Raw genomic sequence first — 14542 nt, 5'->3', positions numbered from 1 at the left:
TTCCCCCTAGTCCACGAGCGGCATGACGTCTGACGGCGCAACCTGGAGCGTGACGCGCGCGGGGCAGCCGAGCGCGGCCCAGGCGTCCTTCCCGAGCTCCACGCGCAGGCAGGCACCGCCGGGAGTGGCGCACATGACGATGGTCGAGAACACGTTGTCGATGACGCGCGCCACGGTGCACGGGATGCGGTTCTCGGCACGTGAGCGGACAACGACGCGCGAGCGGCTGGCCGCGCACTGCTCGCCCTGCCCGCGCGCCGAGCCAAAGCCGGTGGCGACGTCCCCGATCGTGTCCACGGGGCGGCCGTCGGCCTCCACGATGCGCAGGAAGTGCGCGCGGATGCCCGCGTGGGCGCAGCCCGCCACGGCACGTCCGCAGGCAAGGCGCACGCCCCAGTCCGCGCAGTCGAGCGTCTCGGGACCCACGGGCACGGCGGGGCTCACGTTCTTGCAGCCGCTGATGAGGGCCTCGGCGAGCGTGGCGGGCGCGTCGAACAGCTCGCTCGTGGGGACGGTGCGGCCGCCCCTGCCGTCCGTGAGCACGCAGACGCGGTCGCACATGCGGTAGACCTCGTCGCGGCTGTGCGTCACGAACACCACGCCCCCCGGGAACTCCCGCAGGGTGTCGGCGAGCTCCAGCTCGAGCTGCCAGCGCAGGTAGCCGTCGAGCGCGCTGAACGGCTCGTCGAGCAACAGCAGCTCGGGCTCGCTCGCCATGATGCGGGCAAGGGCGCAGCGCTGCTGCTGGCCGCCGGAGAGCTCGGCGGGGCGGCGACCCTCGAGCCCCTCGAGCCTGAAGGCACGGATCTGCCGGGCGGCCATGGCCAGGCGCTCGGCGCGCGTGGCGCCGCGGGCCCCCACGAGCACGTTGTCGAGCACGGTCATCGTGGGAAACAGCGCGTAGCTCTGGAACAGGTAGCCCACGTGCCTGCGCTGCGCGGGCACGTTGACACGGGCGGCCGAGTCATACAGCACCCGCCCGTTCAGCACGATGCGACCCTCGTCGGGGCGCTCCACGCCGGCGACGCACTTGAGCGCCATGCTCTTGCCGCAGCCCGAGGCGCCGAGAAGCGCGAGCGTCTCGGCGGGGTTCTCGGCCTTGAACGAGACGTCGAGCGAGAAGTCCCCAAGCCGCTTGCGGATGTCAACCGACAGGCTCATGCGCGGCCTCCCCGCGTGCGGGCGCGCCCCTCGAGCCAGTTCATGGCGAGCAGCACCACGGCCGAGATGGCCACGTTCACGAGCACCCACTTGAGGGCCAGCGCGTCGTCGCCGGTGCGCCACAGCTGGTAGACCGTCGTGGAGACCGTGGCCGTCTGGCCGGGCGTGTAGCCGCAGATCATGGCCGTGGCGCCGTACTCGCCAAGCGCGCGGGCGAACGCGAGGACCGCCCCGGCGAGGACGCCCTGCGCGCAGCACGGCATCTGCACGCGCCAGAAGGCCCAGGTGCGGCTCCTGCCCAGCGTGAGCGCCGCGTGCGTGAGCGTCTTGTCATAGGCCTCGAACGCGCCGCGGGCCGTGCGGTACATGAGCGGGAACGCCACGACCACGCAGGCGAAGATCGCGCTGTACCACGTCATCGTGAGGCGGACGCCAAACGCCTGGAGCGCCCACGCGCCCACGACGCGCCGGGGCCCCAGCACAAGCAGCAGCAGGTATCCCACGACAGTGGGCGGCAGCACGAGCGGCAGCGTGAGGACGACGTCGATGAGGGCCTTGGCGTAGCGCGGCAGCCGGGCGATGAGCTGGGCGGCGCCCACGCCCACGAAGAACACAACGACCGTGGAGACGGCCGCAATGCGCAGCGAGTTTATGAGCGGGAACCAGTCCACGTGCGAGTCCTCCCAGACAAGGCGGCGCGCTAGGCGCTCGCCAGCGGCTTGAAGCCGACCTCCTCGAAGCAGGCGCTTGCCGCCGAGCCCCTGAGGAACTCGAGGTAGCGGCCGGCGGCCTGCTCGTGCTTGGAGCCCTTGACCACGGCGGCCGGGTAGACGACCTCCCCGCACATGTCCTTGGTGGCCGCGTCCACCACCGCAAGGCAGGCCGAGACGGCGTCCGTGCGGTAGATGACGCCGCAGTCCACGGCGGCCTCGCAGACCTGCGTCGTGACCTCCTTGACGTTCGTGCCGTACGTGAGCACGCCGGCGGCGGCCAGCTCGCCCTCGTCGAGGCCGTAGTAGGCCAGGATCTTCTGGGTGTACTGGCCCACGGGAACGTCCGAGTTGCCCATGGCGAGCTTGACGTCGCCAGCCTTGAGGTGCTCGGCGAGCTCGTCGAAGCCGTTGATGTTTCTGGGATTGCCCTCGGGCACCACGAGCGTGACCTCGTTCTGCAGGATGTTGAAGCGCGTGTCGCTCTCGATGAGGTCGAGACCCTCCTCGTTGCCGCTGGTGGCCGCGGCGTCGAGCTGGTTCATCTGCTTCTGGCCGGCGGAGATGAACACGTCACACTCCGCGCCCTCCTGGATCTGGGTCTTGAGCGTGCCCGAGGAGTCGAAGTTGAACGAGACCTGGGTGCCCGTCTCGGAGGTGAACGCGTCCGTGGCCTTCGTGAGGCTCTCCGTCATGCTCGCGGCGGCAAAGACCGTGAGGGTGTCGGCCGCGGCGGTAGAGGCTGCGGTGGTGGATGCCGTGCCGGTGGCGTCACCGTTGCCTCCGCACGCGGTGAGGCCGAGGCCCGCGAGCGTGGCGATGCCGGCACCCAGCGTAGCGATGGCCTGCCTGCGAGTCATGGTGTTCATGGCGTTCATGGCGTCCCCTTTCCCTCTCCCGCCCGCCTCCCAGTATGGCAGATGGAACGCTGCGCGCGAGAATTTATTATCGCTTGAAAGTCGTTATATCTATTATCGAACAACGCTCACCAGCAAGTGTGACGTCTAACTTTTTGTTAGGCAACAACAATCTTTGGAATGGTGGCAGGCGCTCCGCGAGCGGCCGCCACGGCACAAGGCGCAGGGGCGCCCAAGGGGCTCCGCCCCCTAGTGGCTCGGGCAGGCGTGGGACGCATCGCCGTCGTGGGCGTGGCGCACCTCGATGAGCTTGGCGGCGATGCTCACGGCGATCTCCGCGGGCGTCACGGCGCCGAGCGACAGGCCTATCGGCAGGTCCACGGCCGCAATCTCCGCAGGCGAGGCGCCACGCTCGGCCACGACCCTCTCGAGCACGCGGCGCTTGTGGCGGCTGCCCATGCAGCCCAGGTAGCGCGGATGGGCCCCGATGGCCTGGGCCACGACGTCCTCGTCTGCCACGTGGCCGTGCGTCATGACGATGACGTAGTCGCGCGCACCAAGCGTGATGCCCGCAGCGATGTCCTTGAAGCTGCCAAGGATGACGTGCGCCGCGTCCGGGAAGTTCTCGGGCAGCGCCACGTCCGGGCGGTCGTCGAACACCGTGACCTCGAAGTCGATGGCGGCAAGCGCCGGCACGCACGCACGGCCCACGTGGCCGCCGCCAAAGATCACGACGCGCTCGGCAGCCACGACGGGCTCCACGTAGACGTCGCCCTCCATGCGCGGGCCCGACGGCGGCTCGCCGGCGCCCGTGTCCTGCCCGGCGACCGTGTCCTGCCCGGCGCCCGCGGGCACGAAGCTCGCCACGGGCTCGGGCGCGGACCAGTCAACGGCAAGGCAGCCCGGCTCCCCCGCGTCCGCAGCGGCGAGCGCGGCGTCGAGCGCCACGAGGTCCGCCTGGCTCATGGCACGAATCCCCAGGTCCTGGGCTCCACCGCACGCGATGTCCACGACGCCGCGCTCCATGGTGGTGCGGCGCGGGCGCCCGTCCGCGAGCGCCTCCCGGCACATCTGCTGGCAACGCAGCTCGGGCGTGCCGCCGCCCACGGTTCCCAGCAGCGTGCCGTCCTGGAGCGTGAGCATGCGCGCGCCGGCGTGGCGGGCCGCAGACCCCCTCGAGGCGAGCACGACGCACTCCACGACCTTGCGCCCCTCGCGCAGCTCCTCGGCCGCGCGGCGCAGAAGCGCGATCCCCTCCATGGCTACCCCTCCAGACGAGACGTGAACATGCAGATGGCCTCGAGCACGCCGCCGCCCACGGCGCGTGCCTTGTCCGAGGCGGTGAAGCAGTGGGCGCGCTCGCAGCGCGGGTCGATGTCCCCGGACTTCATGCCGGCCGTGACCTCGACGCCGGCCTGGAGCAGGCCGCGCAGCACGCCATCGATCGTGCAGGTCATGGGCACGCCGGCCACGGTGGCCGCCACCTGCCCGGCACGCACGACGTCGCCGATCTGGAGCACCGGCTCAAAGACGCCGTCGGCCGGGGCGCGCAGCACGCGGTCCGCCGAGTGGCCCGCGATGACGCCGGGGATGCCCGTGTTGGGCGCGGCGGGACCGTCCAGGATGACCTGTCCCAGGTAGTGGCCACGCTTGGTCTCCACCACGGCATGGCAGTCCCTGCCGGCCGTGAAGCCGGGCCCCACGCCGATGACCACGGGCGCCATGTCCATCGTGGTGCCGAGATTCCTCTTGGCGAGGATGGCGTCCACGAGAACGGCCGGCCTCAGCTCGCGGGCGCTTGCGCCCTCGGGGTCCACGAGCACGGCGACCTCGCCGGAGACCACGATGGTGCGTGCCTCGGCCAGCGAGTGCGCGAGGCGCGCGCGGACCCCCTCGACCTCGCACTCCCCCAGGCGGATCGCCTCGGAGAAGCACACGGTGCGGCGAATGGACGTGGGCGTGGGCAGGTCGCACATGACGACCTTGCAGCCGGCGCGATGCAGGCGCAACGCGATGCCGGTCGCGATGTCGCCCGCCCCCCGAATCTCTACGAGCATGGTCTCTCCCATCCCTGGCATGCGTCAGAATTGGTGTGTGGCTCAGCGTAGTATATTCCCGAGAATAACGCTCGAGCCAGCTTGACCCTAACTATAAGTTTGGTTGCCTGATGAATTGTCTTGACTCGCTGCTCTCATCCGTGGGCGGACGCATCTCCTCCGGGGGCGTGCGCTGCGTGGCCGTCATCGGCAGCGGCGGCAAGTCCACGCTCCTGCGTGCGCTGGGCGAGGACGCCGCGGCGCGAGGCGGACGCGTCGTGCTCGCCACGACGACGCACTTCCTGCCGTTTGGGGGGATGCCACTCGTGACCTCGGGCGACATGCGCGAGCTCACGCGGGCGCTCGACGACCGCGGCCTGGCGTGCGTGGGCACGCCCACCGCCGACGACCTGGGCAGGCTCGCGGCGCCGGCGATGCCGCTCGAGGAGCTCGCGGGTGCGGCAGACCTGCTCGTGGTCGAGGCTGACGGCTCCAAGCGGCTGCCGCTCAAGGCGCACGCCTCGCACGAGCCGGTCGTGCCCGCCTGCGCCGACCTCACGGCGTGCGTCGTGGGCGCAAGTGGCTTTGGCGGCCTCGTGGGCGAGAGGGTCCACCGCGCCGCCCTGCTGTGCGAGCGCGTCGGATGCGGCGTCTATGACACGGCAACGCCCGAGCTCGTGGCCCGTGGCATGGCAGACGAGATGGCCCGCGGGCTCATCGCGCCGGACGTCATCGTCGTGAACCAGGCCGAGACGCCCGAACGCGCTGCCGCCGCCCGCCGCTTCGCCGCCGCGCTGCGCGGACTCGGGTGCAAGACGCCCGTCCTTCTCGGCAGCGTCCGTGACGAGCGGCTCGTGCGTGCATAGCGGCCGCGACGACGGGGTGGGCGGCTGAATACCAGCGATTTGGGCCCGTTTGTACAAAACGGACCGAGAATGTCGGGAATTCGGGGCAGCACTTCGTTTTTATCGGCATAACCGCAGTTGCCACATGTGCGGGGTCAAAATATACGTGCAATCTGCGTCCATTTTGTACAAACGGGCGCTCAAGGCAGGGCAACGGAGCGGGGACCAAACGAACCCGTCCCCGATGGTCCCGCGGCTAGCCCACCGCGATCTCTCGGATGGCGCCGATGGCCACGTCGATCTCCTCGGGCGTGGTGAACCAGCTGGTGGAGAGGCGCACGATGCCCTGGCGCTCGGTGCCGAGCGCGCGGTGCATGAGCGGGGCGCAGTGGGCGCCGGGGCGCGTCGCGATGTCCCAGCCGTCCATGAGGGCATCCGAGACCTCGGCAGAGTCCAGGCCCGAGACGTTCAGCGCCACGACGCCCGTGCGCGCGCTCGCCTCGCCCAGCTCCAGCGCAGGCCAGTCGCCGTAGACGGTGACGCCGGGCACGTCTGCCACGCCCTCGTACAGGCGCCGCGCCATGGAGAGCTCATGCTCCCCCATGGCCGCCACGCCGCCGTTCTCGGCAATAAAGCGCAGGCCGGCGGCCAGGCCCGCAAGCCCGTGGCCGTTGAGCGTACCGGCCTCAAGGCGCGTGGGCCACCCGAGCGGCTGCTGCTCGTCAAAGCTATGGACGCCCGTGCCACCCACGTTCCACGGGGCCACGTCCACGCCCGGCATCACGGCGGCGCCGCCCGTGCCCTGCGGCCCCATGAGCGCCTTGTGGCCCGTGAAGCACACGACGTCCAGGCCCTGCTCGGCCATGTCGATGGGGACGAGACCCGCCGCCTGGGACGCGTCCACCACGCACAGGGCCCCGGCCGCGTGGGCAATGCGCGCAACCGCCGCCACGTCAACGACGTTTCCCGTGACGTTGGAGGCCGCCGTCACCACGACGGCGCGCGTGCCCGGCACCACGAGCCGGGAGAGCTCGTCCATGTCAAGGCGCCCCAACGCGTCGCACCCCGCGTGGGCCACGGAGACGCCGCGCTCGGCGGCAAGGCGGTTGAGCGGCCGCAGCACCGAGTTGTGCTCGAGCACCGTGGTGACCACGCGGTCGCCGGCACCCACGATGCCGTTGATGACGCAGTTGAGCGCCTCGGTCGAGTTGGGGGCAAACGCCACGTGGTCCGCGCTCGGGCAGCCGAGAAGGCCCGCCACGCGCTCACGGCACTCGTGGATCACGCGCGCCGCGCCCATGGCGCCCGTGCCCGCACCGCGCCCGGCGTTGCCGAGCGAGCCCATCGCCCCCACGACGGCGTCGATGACCGCCTGCGGCTTGCGCATCGTCGTCGCGGCGTTGTCCAGGTAGATCATGGCATCCTCCAAGCATGGAACAGGTGCCTGCCCCGCTCCAATGAGACAAGGGGACTGTCCCCTTGTCTCACCTTACGAACTCGAGCATCTCGATGACGTCGGCGCCCTCGACCGCAACGCCAGCCTCGGCCAGGGCCGAGACGAGCGCGTCTTGGTCCTGCGGCGCCGCCTTCCAGGCCAGCCCGCAGCCGGCGCTGATCTGCCCGGGCACGGGAATCATGCGCCCTGGCAGCCCTGCGTGCCTGCACAGCTCCTCGCATGCCATGGCCGCGGCCGTCGTGGGGAACGTGAGCACGAGCGCGGGCCTGCGCACGCGCGGCACGCTACGGCCTCACGACGACCGAGGCGCCCGAGAGCCTCTCGGCGATGACGTACATGTTCGTGACCTCGCCCACGGCGAGCTTGTCGGTGATGCCGTAGAAGTCCGTGCACGTGCCGCAGGTGAGGATCTCCACACCGGCGTCCGCGAGGTTCTTCAGGTCCTCGAGCGAGTCGGAGCCCTCGCAGGTGAGGTGCGCGCCGCCGTTGTAGAACAGGATGGTCTGCGGCAGCTCCTCGAGCTGCGTAAGCGAGAAGATGAACGCCTTCATGAGCTTCTTGCCCAGGAGGTCGTCACCCGTGCCCATGGTCTCGGCGCTGATCTGCACCGTGACGTTTCTCTTGGCGGCCGGAACCTCGCACGTGGCGGCCTCGGGCTCGCCGGCGGCAACCGCGACGGCCTTAGACGCCGTCGTCGTGACGTGCCACTCCTTCTCGGCCGTCTGCTCGGCCGCGCTCGCGCAGCCCTTGGAGGAGGCCATGCGCGTGAGGTTCTCGACGGCCACCTTGTTGTCAACGATCGTCTCGACCTCGCCGGGGCCCGCAAGCGCGCCCAGCGCCTTGAGTGTCTTCACGACGGGGATGGGGCACGCGTCGCCGCGCGCGTCGATGACGAGCTTGTTCTCGGACATGTTGGTTCCTTTCTCGTTCCCGCGAGAGGGGACGCCCCCTCTCGCGGGCCCTGTTGCAGGTTTGCGGGCCTCTTACATCGTCACGCGCACGGAGTGCCCTGCGCGAGGCACCGCCTGGCCAACCACGGTGGCGGGCTGGCCCAACTCGCGCAGGCGGCCAACGTACTCATCAGCCTCGGCCGCCGGCAGGGCCACGAGAAGGCCGCCGGAAGTCTGCGGATCAAAGAGCACGTCGGACAGGTCGAGCGGCACGTCGGGCGCCACGTCCACGCGCGGGCCAAAGAAGTCGCGGTTGCGGTAGGCGCCGGCCGGGATGAGGCCCATGGCCGCCATCTCGCGGGCGCGGGCCATGACGGGCACGTCGGGCGCGTGGACCTCGAGCGTGACGCCGCTTGCCTCGGCCATCTCGCAGCCGTGGCCCATGAGCGAGAAGCCCGTGACGTCGGTGGCGGCGTGGGCGTGCAAGCCGCGCAGCGCCTCGGCGCCGTACTTGTTGAGCGTGATCATCGAGTCCGTGGCGACCTTCACGCCGGCGTCGTCGAGCAGCTCGGCCTTGTGGGCCGTCGTGAGGACGCCCGTGCCGAGCGCCTTCGTGAGTATGAGCGCGTCTCTGGGACGCGCGCCACCGTTGGTGAGCATGTGGTCGATCTCCACGAAGCCCGTGACGGCCAGGCCGAACTTGGGCTCGTGATCGTTGATGGAATGGCCGCCGGCCACGATGACGCCCGCCTCGCGACACTTGTCAGCGCCTCCGGCCAGGATCTGGCCGGCCACCTCCAGGCCCAGGCAGTTGGGAAAGCACAGCAGGTTGAGCGCGAGCACGGGACGCCCGCCCATGGCCCAGACGTCCGAGAGGGCGTTGGCGGCCGCAACCTGGCCAAACAGGTACGGGTCGTCCACCATGGGCGGGAAGAAGTCCGTGGTCCCCACAAGGCCGCGACCGTCCCCCAGGTCGTAGACGTAGGCGTCGTCCGAGGCGTCGAAGCCCACGAGCAGGCGCGAGTCCTCAAGGCGCGGCAGGTCGGCGAGCACCTGCGAGAGGTAGCCCGGCGCGAGCTTCGCCGCGCACCCGGCCGCTTCCACGAGCTCCGTGAGCCTGACGCCCGTCATGTCCATGTGACTCTCCTCTCCGCGCAGTCGGCCGCCGGCCCGTGCGCGATTGCCAACGTTTTCGTTCTACCCCATGAGCGCCAACGCGCGCTCGGCGGCCCCTGCGAGACACCCAGCCTGTCCGCCATGACCTCGAGGAAGCGCCGGACGTTATCCGAGAATCGAACAACGCCCGGCGCCACGGCGCGCCCCAGCACGTACGCGCCGACCGAGGACGGAACGTCTCGCCTCCCTACGAGTTGGAGACGATCTCCTTGCCGCTCGTGACCTCGTCCCACTTGGCGAGCGTCGCCTCGCGGGCGCTACCAAACTTCGTGAGGTCCTCGTCCATGAGCTGCGAGGTGTCGAAGTCAAGCGTCAGGCCAGAGACGTCGGGCAGGGCGAGCAGCATCGTCGTCTTCTTGTCGATGTCGGCAAGCTCCTTGAGGTTCTCGTCGCTCGAGAAGAGCCACTCGATGAAGAGCTTGGAGTCTTCCACGTCGTCGGCACCGGCGAAGGCGGCCACGCCGTCGGGGATGTAGGGCATGCCCTCCTCGGGATAGACGATGCTCAGCGTGCCGTCTGCCAGGATGTCATCGAGCGTGTTGTCGATGTAGGTGATGCCCACGGCGGCCTCGCCGGCGGCGACGCGCGTCGAGGGGTCGCTGCCGCGCTTGGTGTAGAACGGGATGTTGTTGTTGAGCTGCGCGAGGTACTCCCAGCCCTTGTCCTCGCCCATCGTCTGCAGCAGCGCGGCCACGGCGGCGTAGTTCGTGCCGGAGACGGCCGGGCTCGACATCATGATCTCGTCCTTGAAGACGGGGTTGGTGAGGTCCGCCCAGCTCTTGGGGGCCTCGGCGCCGATCTCGGACAGGATGTCGTTGTTGACGATGAAGCCCACGACCGTGGCGCCCTTGGAGAACCAGTAGTTGTCCGGGCTCTTGAAGCCGTCGGCGAACGACGAGGCGCGGTCGAAGTCGACCTTCTCGAGAAGCCCCGAGTCAGCGGCGCTCATGAACGAGTCGATGCCGCCGCCAAACCACAGGTCGGCCGCGGGCTTGCCGCCCTCGGCCTTGAGCTTGGAGAGGACCTCGCCCGACGACATCGACACGAACTCGACGGGAGCGCCGACCTCGGCGGTGAACTTGTCGAACAGGGTCTTGTAGGACTCGTTCGTGCACAGGGCCTTGAGCGTCTTGCCCGAGGTGGACGTGAGGGCCGCACCCGTGGCGGCAGCCGTGGTCGCGGCCTGGGTGCCCGAGCCGCCGCACGCGGTGAGGCCGAGCGCCCCCGTACCGGCGGCCGCGGCCATGAGACGCAGGAAGTCCCTTCTTGAGATCTGTCTAGTCATTCGTGCTTTCCTTCCCTTTGATCTGGAACGTACGTGCTATGTCAAGGGGCACACGCGCGCCCCTCGCATACTGTTGGTCACCCGGCACGCGGGCGAGAATCTCCGGCGAGCCGGGGGCGTCCACGAGCAGGCGCAGCTCGCAGGTGCCGCCGAGGAACACCGACTCCTCCACGGTTGCCGCAAGGCCGCCCTCGCGCCCCACCACGACGTCCTCGGCACGGAACAGCGCATGACCGCCGGGCAGGTCAAGCTCGTTGACATGGCCGAGGAAGCGCGCGCAGTACAGGTCTGCCGGGTGGCGGTAGACCTCGCGCGGCGTCCCCACCTGGACGAGCCTCCCCTCGTGCATGACGGCGATGCGGTCGCCAAACGCCATGGCCTCCTCGCGGTCATGCGTCACGAACAGCATCGTGACGCCAAAGCGGCGCTGGATGTCGCGCACCTCGCGACGCATGCGCAGGCGCAGGTTGGCGTCGAGGTTGCTGAACGGCTCGTCAAGCAGAAGGACCTTGGGGCCCAGCACGAGCGAGCGCGCGAGGGCCACGCGCTGGCGCTGCCCGCCCGAGATGTCTGCCACGCCCGCGTCCGCCTGGTCCTCCAGGCCCACGGCGTCAAGCATCTGGCGGGCGCGCTCCTCGGCCTCGGCACGGCCGACGCCGGCCTGGCGCAGGCCGTAGGCCACGTTGCCCGCAACCGTGAGGTGCGGGAACAGCGCGTAGGACTGGAACACCGTTGAGGTGGGCCTCACCTCGGGCGGCATGCGCGTCACGTCCGTGCCGTCGAGCGTCACCGACCCGGCGTCTGGCACAAGGAAGCCTCCCACGAGGCGAAGCGTCGTGGTCTTGCCGCAGCCGGAGGCGCCCAGCAGGCACACGATCTCGCCGCGCTGCACCGACAGCGACACGTCGTGGATGACCTCATGCCCCGAGAATGACTTTTTCAAGCCGCTGAGCTCGAGAAACACGCTACTTCCTCCCCTTGAGCAGGAACTTGTAGAAGATGACGTTCACAAGCGTCGTCACGACGATGATCGCAAGCGACACCATGGCCGCATCGCCGTACTTCCCGCCCGAGAGCGCGTCGAACAGCTCGAAGACGGCCGTCTTGTTGGCGGGCGTCACGAGGAACAGAACGGCCGAGTAGCTCACCATGGCGCTCGAGAAGCCGTTGACGAGGCTCACGCCTGCGGCCTCGAGCAGGTTGGGGGCGAGCACGCGGCCCAGAATGCCAACGGCCGGCGTGCCCAGGTCCGCCGCGGCCATGTCGAGCTCCGCGGGCACCTGGGCAAGCGCCGAGGAGAACGCCCTCGTGGAGATGGCGAGCTCCTTTGCAGCAAGCACGGCGATGAGGATGGCGGACGTCCCCACGAGCTCCACGGGCGGGCGGTTGAACGCAAGGATGTAGCCAAGGCCCAGGCAGATGCCCGGCAGCGTGTAGGCCACCGTGGTCACGAAGTCCAGCGCAACGGAGGCGCGCACGCGGCGACGGTGCGCGTAGTAGGCGGCGAGCAGCCCCAGCGCAGTCGAGACGAGCGCCGTGGCCAGCGAGAAGACGATGCTGCGGCGCAGCGACCCCAGGTCAAACGTCATGAGGTGCTCGAGGTTCTCGAGCGTGAACGGGGCAGACCAGCCCATGCCCCTCGTGAACGCGGCATGCGCGATCGTGAGGTAGAGCACGGCCAGAAACGCCGAGAACAGCGCGCAGATGGCGTGGGCCGCCACGCCCACGGGCCCGGTGAGCCTGAACCCCGCCTCGTCCGGCGCCGGGCGTGCCGAGACGCCCAGCGACCCGGAGGCCGCCGAGACGCCGGCGTCGAGCCTGCGGTACGCCAGAAACGCAGCGACCGACACGGCGAACAGCAAGACATTGAGCATCGCCGCGCCCCGCAGGTCCGAGTAGCCCACGACGCGCACGTAGATCTGCGTCGCCACGGTGTCGAACTTGCCGCCGATGACCACGGGCGTGGCGTAGTCTGAGACGGAGCGCACGAACGTGAGCAGAAGGCACACGTAGGTGGCGGGCCGCACGAGCGGCACGATGATGTCGGAGAACACGCGGCGCATGGGAGCGCCCAGGTCAAGGGCCGCCTGGATGGAGGCCCTGTCCACGCGCCCGAGCACGCTCGTGAACAGGATGACGTTGATGGCGGCGAAGAACAGCGCCTGCATGAGCACGACGCCCTGCCAGCCGTACGGGCTCACGGACAGGCCGAGGATGCCGTGCGTGATGAGGCCGCGGCGGCCAAAGAGTTCCACGTAGGCGAGCGAGGCCACGAACGGCGGGCTGATCATGCTCACGGCCACGAGGCCCGTGACCACGCGGGACCACAGGCGCGGCCCAAACGTGATGACGAGCGCCACGGCAAGCGCCACGACGCACGACAGCACGCTCGCGAGCACGCCCACGAGCGCGCTGTTCGCGAGCAGCCCCGCGTTGTCGGCAAGCACGGAGGCAAACGTCGAGCCGTCCGCGGCGGGCACGAGCCCCTGCCACACGAAGCAGGCAATGGGCCACACCACGAACAGCGCGCAGAAGCCCACGAGCACGGCGAGCAGGACGGCATCGAGCAGGCGCGCGCGGCGTGCGCGGGAGGCAAGCCCACTGGCTCCACCGGCGGAAGCGGTCGTGCCGGCGCTCATCGCAACTCCCCCACGTGCGAGAGTATGCGGTCCACAACCATGTCCCACGAGGCGTGCGTGGTGTCGAACTCCTCGCGAGGGGACACCACGGCATCCACGATGGCGTCGGCGAGGCGGCGCTCGAACGCGGGCAGCGACGCGGGGTCGGGCGTGTCCACGGCGAGCATGGCCGGCGGCTCCACCCAGCGCATGGGGTTTCTCGGCAGCAGCGACTCCATGCCCTCGCGCACGCCGGGAAGCGACGTCATGACGGGCTTGGCGCCGCAGGCCAGCGCCTCGATGCCCACGAGCGGCAGCCCCTCGTAGAAGCTTGGCAGGCAGAAGACGTCGCTCGTGCGATACGCGCGCACGAGCTCGGCAGTGGAGACGCGGCCGGCCAGCCGCACGGGCCAGCGGCACTCCGGCACGCGGGCCGCGATCCTCTTGTAGTCCTCGGAGGCCGGGTCGTGGCCGCCCACGAGCGTGAGCGACAGCGGACAGGGGACGCTCTCGGGCACGATGAGGTCAAGGGCCGCGAGCAGCGACTCGACGCCCTTCTTGAAGCTCACCTTGCCCACGAAGCAGATCTGGCCGGCCACGCGCCGCGGAGCAGTGCCCGCCTGGTTGAAGACGCGCTGGTCATAGCCCGTCCCGGTGACGTGAACGCGCGCCGGGTCCACGCCGTAGGCGGCCACGATCTGGTCCACCTGGGCGTGGTGCAGGGCAAAGATCGCGTCCATGCGGCGCATGGCGGCAACGATGCGCTGCCGCTCCAGGCCGTGCATGGCCATCTGCCGCAGGTCCGTGGCGTGGCAGACGGCCACGACGGGGATTCCCCCCACGCGTTCGCGCACGATACTCGCGAGCAGGTAGAGGTGGTGGCAGACCACGACGTCGGGCGAGAACTCGTCGAGCGCCCGGGCAAGACTGGCGGCAAACGCGCGCTCGAAGGCGGCCTCCATCGGGGGCGTGAGGTCGCGATAGCGCGTGGCGGCATAGGGCATCTCGTCTGACATGCCGCAGACGTGGAACGGCAGCGCCTCCGTGTTGAAGCGCACGTCGTAGACGCGCGCGGCCGCGGGAAGCGCGGACGTCTCGTCCCCGGCATCGACGCCGCAGATGACGGCCGCCTCGTGACCGGCGCGCACCTGAGCGGCAACCGTCTGGGACAGGAACGTGCCGCTGCCCGTGCCATCTGGCTTCTGGGCGCTGATGTTGAGGATTCGCAACGGCCCCTCCCGTCTTCATCGTCTTATGCAACTAGCCTAACAAACTGTTAGGTAGCGTTAAATCTCTCTGCAAACAACGTTCGGCCAGCGGTTATTTCTGGCAAAAGCGTTGTTCGCGAAAATTACAACGGTTGAGCTGCGGCATCCGTCAAACAAATCGTTAGGTTTTGCCCGCACACGGCGTGCGCGGGCCTATCATGGGGCCGTCAAACAAGATGGTGGCACTTGGGGACGGGGCCAATCCGTCACGGTGACAGAACGGCCCCCTCCCCAAGTGTC

14 protein-coding genes are annotated in these 14542 nt (G+C 69.7%); 1 reads left to right on the top strand and 13 read right to left on the bottom strand.

From position 1 onward, the window contains the following. Positions 1-6 precede the first annotated feature (6 nt). The 5 genes from Pcatena_RS02640 to yqeB all read right to left on the bottom strand — a co-directional run bounded on the left by Pcatena_RS02640 (position 7) and on the right by yqeB (position 4785). Positions 7-1161 carry a sulfate/molybdate ABC transporter ATP-binding protein gene (locus Pcatena_RS02640; protein ID WP_232619884.1) on the bottom strand — a complete coding sequence of 385 codons (1155 nt, stop codon included), beginning with the start codon at positions 1159-1161 and terminating at the stop codon, positions 7-9. Beyond that, the gene (modB, locus tag Pcatena_RS02635; protein ID WP_126421375.1) at positions 1158-1832 is read right to left on the bottom strand and encodes a molybdate ABC transporter permease subunit; all 675 of its coding nucleotides are present in this window, start codon (positions 1830-1832) and stop codon (positions 1158-1160) included. Before modB ends, Pcatena_RS02640 begins: the two co-directional genes overlap by 4 nt. Before the next feature lie 29 nt (positions 1833-1861). After that, a complete protein-coding gene (gene modA, locus Pcatena_RS02630) occupies positions 1862-2749 on the bottom strand; it encodes a molybdate ABC transporter substrate-binding protein (protein ID WP_172596356.1) in 888 nt (295 codons plus the stop codon). Positions 2750-2977: 228 nt separating this feature from the next. After that, positions 2978-3988, bottom strand: coding sequence for an XdhC family protein (locus tag Pcatena_RS02625; RefSeq protein WP_126421373.1), 1011 nt, complete (start codon positions 3986-3988; stop codon positions 2978-2980). 2 nt (positions 3989-3990) lie between these two features. Next, the gene (gene yqeB / locus Pcatena_RS02620) at positions 3991-4785 is read right to left on the bottom strand and encodes a selenium-dependent molybdenum cofactor biosynthesis protein YqeB (protein WP_126421371.1); all 795 of its coding nucleotides are present in this window, start codon (positions 4783-4785) and stop codon (positions 3991-3993) included. Positions 4786-4895: 110 nt separating this feature from the next. On the opposite strand from yqeB, the gene yqeC reads away from it, so the two are divergent. Continuing rightward, entirely contained in the window at positions 4896-5630 is a 735-nt protein-coding gene (gene yqeC, locus Pcatena_RS02615; RefSeq protein ID WP_126421369.1) for a selenium cofactor biosynthesis protein YqeC, read from the top strand. A gap of 235 nt (positions 5631-5865) precedes the next feature. Here the strand turns inward: yqeC and Pcatena_RS02610 are convergent, their stop codons facing one another. The 8 genes from Pcatena_RS02610 to Pcatena_RS02575 form a co-directional block, all read right to left on the bottom strand. Continuing rightward, on the bottom strand, positions 5866-7026 hold the full coding sequence (locus Pcatena_RS02610; protein ID WP_126421367.1) for an aminotransferase class V-fold PLP-dependent enzyme: 1161 nt from the start codon (positions 7024-7026) through the stop codon (positions 5866-5868). Between the two features lie 67 nt (positions 7027-7093). After that, the gene (locus Pcatena_RS02605; protein ID WP_232619883.1) at positions 7094-7339 is read right to left on the bottom strand and encodes a DUF3343 domain-containing protein; all 246 of its coding nucleotides are present in this window, start codon (positions 7337-7339) and stop codon (positions 7094-7096) included. A 10-nt stretch (positions 7340-7349) separates the two neighbouring features. Next, complete coding sequence (gene yedF, locus Pcatena_RS02600; RefSeq protein WP_126421363.1) at positions 7350-7976, bottom strand: sulfurtransferase-like selenium metabolism protein YedF; 627 nt, start codon at positions 7974-7976, stop codon at positions 7350-7352. 72 nt (positions 7977-8048) lie between these two features. Continuing rightward, positions 8049-9086 (bottom strand): selenide, water dikinase SelD, encoded by a 1038-nt coding sequence (selD, locus tag Pcatena_RS02595; protein WP_126423339.1) that lies wholly within the window; start codon positions 9084-9086, stop codon positions 8049-8051. A gap of 232 nt (positions 9087-9318) precedes the next feature. After that, complete coding sequence (locus Pcatena_RS02590) at positions 9319-10416, bottom strand: ABC transporter substrate-binding protein (protein WP_126421361.1); 1098 nt, start codon at positions 10414-10416, stop codon at positions 9319-9321. After that, positions 10409-11380, bottom strand: coding sequence for an ABC transporter ATP-binding protein (locus Pcatena_RS02585; protein WP_126421359.1), 972 nt, complete (start codon positions 11378-11380; stop codon positions 10409-10411). The genes Pcatena_RS02590 and Pcatena_RS02585 overlap by 8 nt, the downstream gene beginning before the upstream one ends. Position 11381: 1 nt before the next feature. Further along, positions 11382-13055 carry an ABC transporter permease gene (locus Pcatena_RS02580; RefSeq protein WP_126421357.1) on the bottom strand — a complete coding sequence of 558 codons (1674 nt, stop codon included), beginning with the start codon at positions 13053-13055 and terminating at the stop codon, positions 11382-11384. Beyond that, positions 13052-14263, bottom strand: a complete 1212-nt coding sequence (locus tag Pcatena_RS02575; RefSeq protein ID WP_126421355.1) for a glycosyltransferase family 4 protein — start codon at positions 14261-14263, stop codon at positions 13052-13054. The genes Pcatena_RS02580 and Pcatena_RS02575 overlap by 4 nt, the downstream gene beginning before the upstream one ends. Between the last annotated feature and the right edge of the window lie 279 nt (positions 14264-14542).

Origin of the sequence: Parolsenella catena, from assembly GCF_003966955.1 — a bacterium.
GTDB lineage: Bacteria > Actinomycetota > Coriobacteriia > Coriobacteriales > Atopobiaceae > Parolsenella > Parolsenella catena.
Note: the sequence above shows the minus strand (reverse complement) of the source record. Positions and strands in the feature narration are given on the sequence as shown.

What these genes read in the sequence shown, in the direction of transcription:
- Pcatena_RS02640 (WP_232619884.1), bottom strand. Translation starts at nt 1,161, where the DNA reads ATGAGCCTGTCGGTTGACATCCGCAAGCGGCTTGGGGACTTCTCGCTC.
- modA (WP_172596356.1), bottom strand. Translation starts at nt 2,749, where the DNA reads ATGAACGCCATGAACACCATGACTCGCAGGCAGGCCATCGCTACGCTG.
- Pcatena_RS02625 (WP_126421373.1), bottom strand. Translation starts at nt 3,988, where the DNA reads ATGGAGGGGATCGCGCTTCTGCGCCGCGCGGCCGAGGAGCTGCGCGAG.
- yqeB (WP_126421371.1), bottom strand. Translation starts at nt 4,785, where the DNA reads ATGCTCGTAGAGATTCGGGGGGCGGGCGACATCGCGACCGGCATCGCG.
- yqeC (WP_126421369.1), top strand. Translation starts at nt 4,896, where the DNA reads ATGAATTGTCTTGACTCGCTGCTCTCATCCGTGGGCGGACGCATCTCC.
- Pcatena_RS02610 (WP_126421367.1), bottom strand. Translation starts at nt 7,026, where the DNA reads ATGATCTACCTGGACAACGCCGCGACGACGATGCGCAAGCCGCAGGCG.
- yedF (WP_126421363.1), bottom strand. Translation starts at nt 7,976, where the DNA reads ATGTCCGAGAACAAGCTCGTCATCGACGCGCGCGGCGACGCGTGCCCC.
- selD (WP_126423339.1), bottom strand. Translation starts at nt 9,086, where the DNA reads ATGACGGGCGTCAGGCTCACGGAGCTCGTGGAAGCGGCCGGGTGCGCG.
- Pcatena_RS02590 (WP_126421361.1), bottom strand. Translation starts at nt 10,416, where the DNA reads ATGACTAGACAGATCTCAAGAAGGGACTTCCTGCGTCTCATGGCCGCG.
- Pcatena_RS02580 (WP_126421357.1), bottom strand. Translation starts at nt 13,055, where the DNA reads ATGAGCGCCGGCACGACCGCTTCCGCCGGTGGAGCCAGTGGGCTTGCC.